The 7,164-nt window shown below is 65.3% G+C and carries 9 protein-coding genes; 6 read left to right on the top strand and 3 right to left on the bottom strand.

Annotation, left to right across the window (positions count from 1 at the left end; genetic code table 11):
• Positions 1–231 (top strand): helix-turn-helix domain-containing protein (locus tag AB0L60_RS42175; RefSeq protein WP_364626510.1); only part of this gene is annotated, 231 nt, incomplete at its 5' end.
• Positions 232–783: 552 nt separating this feature from the next.
• Positions 784–1,125, top strand: coding sequence for a ClpX C4-type zinc finger protein (locus AB0L60_RS42170; protein ID WP_364626507.1), 342 nt, complete (start codon positions 784–786; stop codon positions 1,123–1,125).
• Positions 1,126–1,493: 368 nt separating this feature from the next.
• Here the strand turns inward: AB0L60_RS42170 and AB0L60_RS42165 are convergent, their stop codons facing one another.
• Complete coding sequence (locus tag AB0L60_RS42165; RefSeq protein WP_364626505.1) at positions 1,494–1,943, bottom strand: MarR family transcriptional regulator; 450 nt, start codon at positions 1,941–1,943, stop codon at positions 1,494–1,496.
• A gap of 112 nt (positions 1,944–2,055) precedes the next feature.
• Between AB0L60_RS42165 and AB0L60_RS42160 the strand changes: the two genes are divergently transcribed.
• From AB0L60_RS42160 to AB0L60_RS42145, 4 genes are all read left to right on the top strand, one after another.
• Positions 2,056–2,988: an alpha/beta hydrolase gene (locus AB0L60_RS42160; protein WP_364626502.1), complete on the top strand. Its 933-nt coding sequence runs from the start codon at positions 2,056–2,058 to the stop codon at positions 2,986–2,988.
• 329 nt (positions 2,989–3,317) lie between these two features.
• A complete protein-coding gene (locus AB0L60_RS42155; RefSeq protein ID WP_364611345.1) occupies positions 3,318–3,539 on the top strand; it encodes a hypothetical protein in 222 nt (73 codons plus the stop codon).
• Positions 3,540–3,652: 113 nt separating this feature from the next.
• Positions 3,653–3,976 carry a transposase gene (locus AB0L60_RS42150; protein WP_364626499.1) on the top strand — a complete coding sequence of 108 codons (324 nt, stop codon included), beginning with the start codon at positions 3,653–3,655 and terminating at the stop codon, positions 3,974–3,976.
• A complete protein-coding gene (locus AB0L60_RS42145; protein WP_364626496.1) occupies positions 3,976–4,380 on the top strand; it encodes an IS3 family transposase in 405 nt (134 codons plus the stop codon). Before AB0L60_RS42150 ends, AB0L60_RS42145 begins: the two co-directional genes overlap by 1 nt.
• Here AB0L60_RS42145 and AB0L60_RS42140 read toward each other — a convergent pair.
• Together AB0L60_RS42140 and AB0L60_RS42135 are read right to left on the bottom strand one after the other, a co-directional pair.
• On the bottom strand, positions 4,274–4,654 hold the full coding sequence (locus tag AB0L60_RS42140) for an STAS domain-containing protein (protein WP_364626493.1): 381 nt from the start codon (positions 4,652–4,654) through the stop codon (positions 4,274–4,276). The genes AB0L60_RS42145 and AB0L60_RS42140 overlap by 107 nt on opposite strands.
• Before the next feature lie 902 nt (positions 4,655–5,556).
• The gene (locus AB0L60_RS42135) at positions 5,557–6,537 is read right to left on the bottom strand and encodes a response regulator transcription factor (RefSeq protein ID WP_364626491.1); all 981 of its coding nucleotides are present in this window, start codon (positions 6,535–6,537) and stop codon (positions 5,557–5,559) included.
• Between the last annotated feature and the right edge of the window lie 627 nt (positions 6,538–7,164).

The raw sequence follows: 7,164 nt of genomic DNA, 5'->3' as shown, positions 1-7,164 counted from the left end.
CTGGCCGCCGCGCGCGCCCGCGGTCGCGTGGGCGGGCGCCGGCCGAAACTGAGTACCGAACAGGCCAAACTCGCCCAGCGCCTCTACGACGAGGGCCAGCACACCGTCACCCAGATCGCCGACATGCTCGGGGTCAAACGCGGCACCCTCTACGGCCACCTCGACAAAGCCAGCGTCGGTACCCGGCCCCGCTCCGGGCCCACCGAGCTCCCGCCGGCCGCCTGGGCATGACACCTGGTACCGCCAGATCCCTTGTCTTGGTGTTTGTTTCGTCGACGGGTGGGCTCATCGGTTCAGGGGTCGCCGTAGTATTCGCCGAAAATCGGGCGCATATCGGAGTAACCGCAGCTGAGGGTGCGATCGGTCGTGACGCCAGGTCCAAAGATGCACGCCGCCGATAGACCACTCCAACCAGGGGATATGCCGAACTTCGTTGGATTTTCGGCGATTACTACCGGAACCCCGTTTGCTGGCATCCGGCTGGCGGGGAATCGAAACGTATCGAATCACCGGGCTCGGACGGCTCCGGTCTCGGGCCGCCCAGGGTATGCGGCGGTACCTGAACGCACTCAACTCGGCGTGACAGCGGATGCCAGACATACCGAAGAACGTCACCGCCGTCATGTCGACGTGGGTCGATCCACCACTGCCGACACTGTCGTACAACGCCTGCTCGAACGCAGGCGCGGTCAGAACATCGATCTCGCCGCAGACGGTACCGGCGACGCCTTGTCAGGATCCTCCTGACGACATATCTTGATGTCAGGGATTTCCTGACGAAAGGTGTGGCTCGTGAACCACTGCTCCTTCTGCAAGCGCTCAGCCGAGAGCGTCGACACTCTCGTCGCTGGTCCGGGTGTCTACATCTGCAACGACTGTGTGTCCTTGTGCGCCGATGCCGTCGAGAACAAGCCCGCCGGATCGAAGCGAGCTGTACCGGTCTGGGACGGAATCGACGACGAGGCGCTGCTGGCTCATTTGCCGCGTATCGAAGCGATCCGCCATCTTGTCGACGACGACCTGCGCGCCTGGGTCGGCGAGGCGCGTCGTCGCGGCATCTCGTGGGACCGGGTCGGCGATTCGCTCGGCATGCGCCGTCAGTCGGCTTGGGAACGGTTCTCGTGAGCGTCCGGTACCGGCGGGCAACGACGGGAGAACCCGCGTGGCGCATGCGAACGCTGCACTGAGCCCGACAAGCCGCAGGACACCACATGCGGGGTCCACGTTCGAAACAACGGAGAGTGAGAGCCCAGGCGGTCGCGCAACGAACGGATCACCCCCGAGGGCCGGTAGGCGCGCCGGCGGCTGGAACCTGGTGCGGTACAGAACGTCCGCTATTGCCGAGTTGAGTGCGGTTGGTCAGCGCTTCTCGAGTTCGTCCGCTCGCTGGCGGAGATCGCGCAATGGCAGAACCCCGATTTCTTGGTCCGCATGATTGGTCCCCGGCAGACCTCTGCGACATCCGGCGAGCGATCCAACAGCCCGGTGAGCCGTTAGCGCCGTGCCGAAGTCGGTGTCGAAACAGCCACGCCACGAAGTTTCGCGAGGCTACGCTGCAGTTCGGTCGCTTCAGCCGGAGAAAGCACAGATCCGACGGCGTCGGCGAACGCGCGGTCCAGTACCGTGTTCGCCTGCGCGAGCAGCTCTTTCCCCGTGGGCGTCAACTCGATGATCGACGAGCGCCGATCACCCGGATTGGCCCGACGGGCACACAAACCCCGCGCCTCGAGCCGGTCCACCGCCTTGCTCATGCCGCCGACGGTGACCAGCAGCCGGTCCGCCAGATCCTGGACCCGGGCCGGATCCGTCGCCGCGATCACGCGCAGCGTGTCGTACACCCCGATCGAGGTACCCAACTCCTCTCGCAGCCGCGCATCGGCCAGATTCCACAACCCGATCTGCGACCGGACCAGGTCATCGAACAATTGCCGCATCTCGGCCATGTGACGCACCCCACTCTCGGCAATGTGTATTACCAGGAATTATCTCAACACGAAGTCAAGTTCTCGGTAATGCTACCGCGAGCCGTTCCATACCGACCGAGAGGATCGACCAATGAGCAAGGCGCAGCGCGAGACCGTCCACCAGCTGGTGCGCGACACCCCACTGGATTTCACCGCCGACCTGACGGTAACCCGGTCGCTGTTCGGCGAATTGCAAACCGCTACACCGCTTTCCGACGATGTGCGACTGAAGGAATCAACACTGGGCAATATCCCGATCGTCGAGATCGACATCGCGGGCATCGAGACCGACGACGTCGTGCTGTATTTCCACGGCGGTGGCTACGCCGCCGGATCCGCCTTCGGCGGTGCGGGTTTGGCCTCGGATATCGCGCGGCGCGCACACGCCCGCGCCATCGCGGTGGAATACCGCCTAGCTCCCGAACACCCCCACCCCGCCGCCACCGATGACGCCCTCAAGGCCTACAGCGCCCTGCTCGACAGCGGAGTACCACCCCAGCGCATCGCCTTCGCCGGCGAATCCGCAGGAGGCGGGCTTATTCTGGCCACCCTGCTCGCCGCCAAGCAGGCCGGCCTCCCCCAACCCCGCGCCGCCGTCGCCATGTCCCCATGGGTAGATCTGACCAACACCCGCGCCAGCCGTGCCACCAAAGCCGCCGCCGACCCGGCCCTGACCCCGCAGGATCTAAAAGCCTGCGCCGCCTACTACACCGGCACGGCCGACCCCTCCAACCCGCTCATCAGCCCGCTGTTCGGCGATCTCGAAGAGCTGCCGCCGCTACTCATCCAAGTGGGCGGTGACGAAATCCTGCTCGACGACTCCATCGACTTCGCCGCCCGCGCCGCCGCAGCCAACGTATCCGTCCACCTGGACGTGACCCCCGAGGTTCCCCACGTCTTCCAAGGCATGGCCACCATCCTCGACGAAGCAGTCCAGGCCTTGGACCGAGCCGGCGCCTTCCTTCGCTCGCAATGGATCACGCCCACCCCGACGCCGAACCTGAACCCGGGCAACAGCCACTGACCAACGCCCACGGCGCATTGTAAACGCACTATTTTGCCGCATACCGGGCTGACCGAACCGGCCAGCGCGTGGCATCGGAAGATCAACTGGCCGTGCCGATCCGAGGCCGGCGGAACGTCCGCTACTGCCGAGTTGAGTGCGTTCAGGTGCCGCCGCATCCCCTGGGCGGCCTGAGCGCGGAGCCGTCGAGCCCGGTGTTTCGGTTTGTTTCGATTCCCTGTCGATCGGGGCCGTTTCAGCAAACTTCCCGCGTACCGTTGTGTGCTGGATCGATGACGAACCAGGACGGTGCTGTTCGGGGAGTAATCAACCGGCAAAGGAGAAAGGGTATGGACCAGCAGCAGTTCATCGCCACCCGGCGCGAGTTCGACGAGATCGATACCGACGGCGACGGTTTCATCACCTTCGATGACGCGCTCGTGTGGGGTATGGCCCAAGACCCGGAAGTGCGGGAGATCGTCGGGCGCCGTATCAACGAAGACCACATCTGGGCCGAAGGGCAGGTCTCCTTCGTGGCCTTCCTGCGCTACAAGGAGCTGACCGACCACTGATAGGCGTGGCGAGCAGGGACATCGTGGTGACGGTGGGCGAGGACTGAGGTTCCCCCGGGGTAGTGGATACCGATTTAGCAGGATCGAGGTCCTGCTGGGGAAGGATGTCCGTTATGCCTCCTCGCAAGCATCGGTCGTATTCGACCGAGTACAAGGTCGAGGCTGCCCATCGGGTGATCGATTCCGGCCGCACGATCGCCGATGTCGCCCGCGAACTGGGCATCGACGCCGGCATGTTGAGTGTCTGGGTGAAAGACGAACGCCGCCGCGTCGAAGCCGCCACCAGCCACGGTGACCAACCGCTGTCTGCCTCGGAGCGAGCCGAATTACAAGCTCTGCGAAGGCGAGTTTCCGAGCAGGACAAGGACATTGCGTTCCTGAAAAAAGCTTCGGCGTACTTTGCCGCGATGCAGAACAACCGGCCCGGTTCGAACTGATGGCGAAGTACGCCGCCCCGAAGGTCATGCCCCTGGCTGACGCCACCATCGACGCGCCGCAACGGTTCGATGTGGTGCGGATGGCCCGGCTTCTGGGAGTCTCGACGTCGGGCTTCTTCGCGTGGCGCAAACGCAGGGGCACAACGGAATTGACGGCTCGCCGACAGCGCCGCGCCGATCTGACGGTGAAGATCGTCGAGGTGCATGCCGATTCCGATGGCACCTACGGATCTCCGCGGATTACCAGCGAACTGCGTGAACGCGGCGAGGTGGTGAGCGAGAAGACCGCCGCGAAGATCATGGCCGAGATCGGGATCGACCGTTATTGCTCAGCCGGTTCGACAAACGAGGAGCGCCGAGGTCGAACTGGCCTGCCACGCCGGTCACGTCCAATATCCGTGTGACGCAGTACGACCCGTCGATACACATCGCGCAATGGCGGCGGTTCGCGAAGTCCTGGGCCGTGAGCAGGGCCCGGATCCCCGCCACGCCGAAGAACGAGACCTCTCTCAGATCGACCACCGTCGATCCGCCGGCACCGAGGCTGCCGAGCAGCACCTGCTCGAACGCGGGGGCGGTCACGCCGTCGATCTCGCCGCCGATTATGCACACGTGAGTGTGGTCGGCCGTGGTCGAGACCGTGATGGACAGGGGGCCGCTCGAGGGGAGGTGATTCATCACCATCACCTGGTTTCGGGGGCGCGCGGGCTGAACGCCGTTCGCGGTGAGCGCCCTGCATCACCGCGAGTGACCAGGCTGTTGTCTGAACCCTGTATGTAGCGTACCCCGGCCGAGACCGGCCAACCGGACGATTCGACCACGGGCCCGACCCGGCACCACGTCTCCGACCGCGCGGGGCCCTGCTTCACGGCGAGGTCCCGCGCCGGATCTCAAACCTCCTGAGCCGCAACCAGTTCCGCGACACCTGCCAGGAGGGGGCAACGACGGCACCGCAGCAAACCTGAACCGAGACCACAGACGAGATTTACCGGAGACCGTGGACCTCGGGCCAGGCTTCCAGTGGGTCGCGGGAGTACCAGTGCCCGTCCCATTCTCGTCCCAGTCGCAGGCGGCGTAGAAGTCCTCGTCGTCGGGCAGCTCGGGGAAATATGCGGCCAGCACGGGCCTGCCGGGGTGGAAGCGGCGGGCCCGTTCCACGCACCGTGCGGATTTCTCCGCTTGGTAGGCCCGCTCGAGGATCCGCTGCTCAAACCCCAGGCCGTCGTCGAGGGGGTAGTGCAGCTGGTAGTAGAAGCGCGCGATCGCGGGGTTGCGGTAATAGACCCAGTGGATCCACGCCGCACCGCCAGGGCGCGCTCGGCGAACCCGCTGCACGCGCGCGGACCATCCGGGTCCCCGTGCGCGGACTGCTGGACCCGGGTCGCCGCGGTACCGGCCACGGCCGCCCGCTTACGCCGAACCAATTCATAGCGAGTGACTATAACCAGCGTGATGTGTACGAAGTGCAGCGACATCAGGCCATCCCGCTCGCAGCACTCGAGCGGACGCGCCGATGGCGCAGGCGGACGCGACCGTTCTCCCCGGCCACGCCAACGTTCGAACTGCAGATCGGACACGGTCTATACCGGATGCCGGTCGGCGTGGGCACCGACCTGAGCGCGGGTGTCGAGGCCGAGTTTGTGTTGCACCTGAGCGATGTAGCGGTCGATGGTGGCCTCGGTGAAGAACAACCGGTCGGCGATCTGCTGGTCGGTCAGCCCGTCGGCGACCAGCAGCATGATCGCGGTCTCCATCGTCGTCAACGCCGGCAGGTGGTCACCACGTTGGCGGCAGGCTTCGTGCCGCACGGCGGGGCTGTGCGGGCCCAGGTGTGACCGGCCTACGGCGAGGGACTTGACCGCGTCACCCAGGGCCAGATCGGTGAGGTCTTCGATGATGTATCCGGCAGCGCCGGCATCGACGGCGGCCAGCATCGCGTCGGGTTCGGTGTCCGAGGTCAGGATCAGGCAGCGAGTCGCCGCTCCGGTGGCCCGTAGGTGTCGGCAGAGCTCCAGGCCATCGCCGTCGGGCAGACGAGGGTCGATGATCGCCACGTCGGGCTCGAGGCCGGCCAGCAGGGGCAGGGCCCGGTCGAGGGTGCCAGCTTGACCGACCACAGACACCGCCGGATCGATCTCGAGCAGGTCCGCGACAGCGTCGCGGACGGTGCGGCTGGCATCGATCAGAACCACGCGCACCGGATGGCGCCGTGAGGGCGGCGGGCGGACGGAACCGGTGTTCATCGCTTCACGATGCGCCGCCGCAGCGGGGCACCACACGATGCCAACGACACCGCTGATCGGGACCTTCGACACCGAAAGGCCCACGACCTTGGCAACGGCAACATGGCTTTCCGGCGTATATGCCGGATAGTGTTGCAGCCCTGCGAGATCCAGCGCATCTCCCGGCACGATGTTCGACGCGGCAGTGCCGTCAGGAGCGCCCCTGACGGCACTGCGCACAATGTCGCGGCCATGACTTCCCAACGGCCGCACATGGCAGGTCAGCGCAACGCCACCTCCTGTGTTTGCTGACCTGTCACCAATCGTAATTGCGGACATGCTGCGCGGGCTGCAATCGGCTACGAGTCAGGCTCCATGTCTTGATTGCCAAATATTCGCTGATAGCGAAAGGGTCACCGGCGAATGGTGAGCAGCAGGTGATCTAAGGCGGTGACTAGCCCCACATCGGGTGGCGGCAGGGAGGGTAGTTCGGCGACGAGGTGGGCGGCGAGGTCTTGCAGTGGGTCGATCCGCCGGCATGGAGGCTGTCGAATAGCGCCCCCTCCGAAATTCCGGGGCGGTCCGGATGTCGATCTCGCCGCAAACCCGGCATATGTGTGTGCGATCGACCATGATCGCGACCGAGGCAGTCATGCCAGAACCGGGGCGATGACCCATCACACCACCCGATTTCGGCGCGCGCCGATTCCACGCCGTTCGCGACACAAGCGCCCTGCAATATCGCGAGTGACCAGTCTTTTCGATGAAGCCCTGGACGTAACCTACGCCCCGGCGGGTGTACGCAGGGGCGCGGCGGGTACTCGATGGTCACGGTTGAAAACCAGCAGCCCAGTCTGTGCCTCGCTGTCGCGGTGAGGGGCCGGAAAGATTTCGGACAGCGCATCTTTGGTTTCTCTACGCTGCCTGGTTCCGTTCGAACCACTCGGACTCTACTTCGTTGGGAGT

The sequence above is a fragment of the Nocardia sp. NPDC051981 genome, from assembly GCF_040680715.1.
GTDB lineage: Bacteria > Actinomycetota > Actinomycetes > Mycobacteriales > Mycobacteriaceae > Nocardia.
Note: the sequence above shows the minus strand (reverse complement) of the source record. Positions and strands in the feature narration are given on the sequence as shown.

What these genes read in the sequence shown, in the direction of transcription:
- AB0L60_RS42165 (WP_364626505.1), bottom strand. Translation starts at nt 1,943, where the DNA reads ATGGCCGAGATGCGGCAATTGTTCGATGACCTGGTCCGGTCGCAGATC.
- AB0L60_RS42160 (WP_364626502.1), top strand. Translation starts at nt 2,056, where the DNA reads ATGAGCAAGGCGCAGCGCGAGACCGTCCACCAGCTGGTGCGCGACACC.
- AB0L60_RS42155 (WP_364611345.1), top strand. Translation starts at nt 3,318, where the DNA reads ATGGACCAGCAGCAGTTCATCGCCACCCGGCGCGAGTTCGACGAGATC.
- AB0L60_RS42150 (WP_364626499.1), top strand. Translation starts at nt 3,653, where the DNA reads ATGCCTCCTCGCAAGCATCGGTCGTATTCGACCGAGTACAAGGTCGAG.
- AB0L60_RS42145 (WP_364626496.1), top strand. Translation starts at nt 3,976, where the DNA reads ATGGCGAAGTACGCCGCCCCGAAGGTCATGCCCCTGGCTGACGCCACC.
- AB0L60_RS42140 (WP_364626493.1), bottom strand. Translation starts at nt 4,654, where the DNA reads ATGAATCACCTCCCCTCGAGCGGCCCCCTGTCCATCACGGTCTCGACC.
- AB0L60_RS42135 (WP_364626491.1), bottom strand. Translation starts at nt 6,537, where the DNA reads ATGTCCGCAATTACGATTGGTGACAGGTCAGCAAACACAGGAGGTGGC.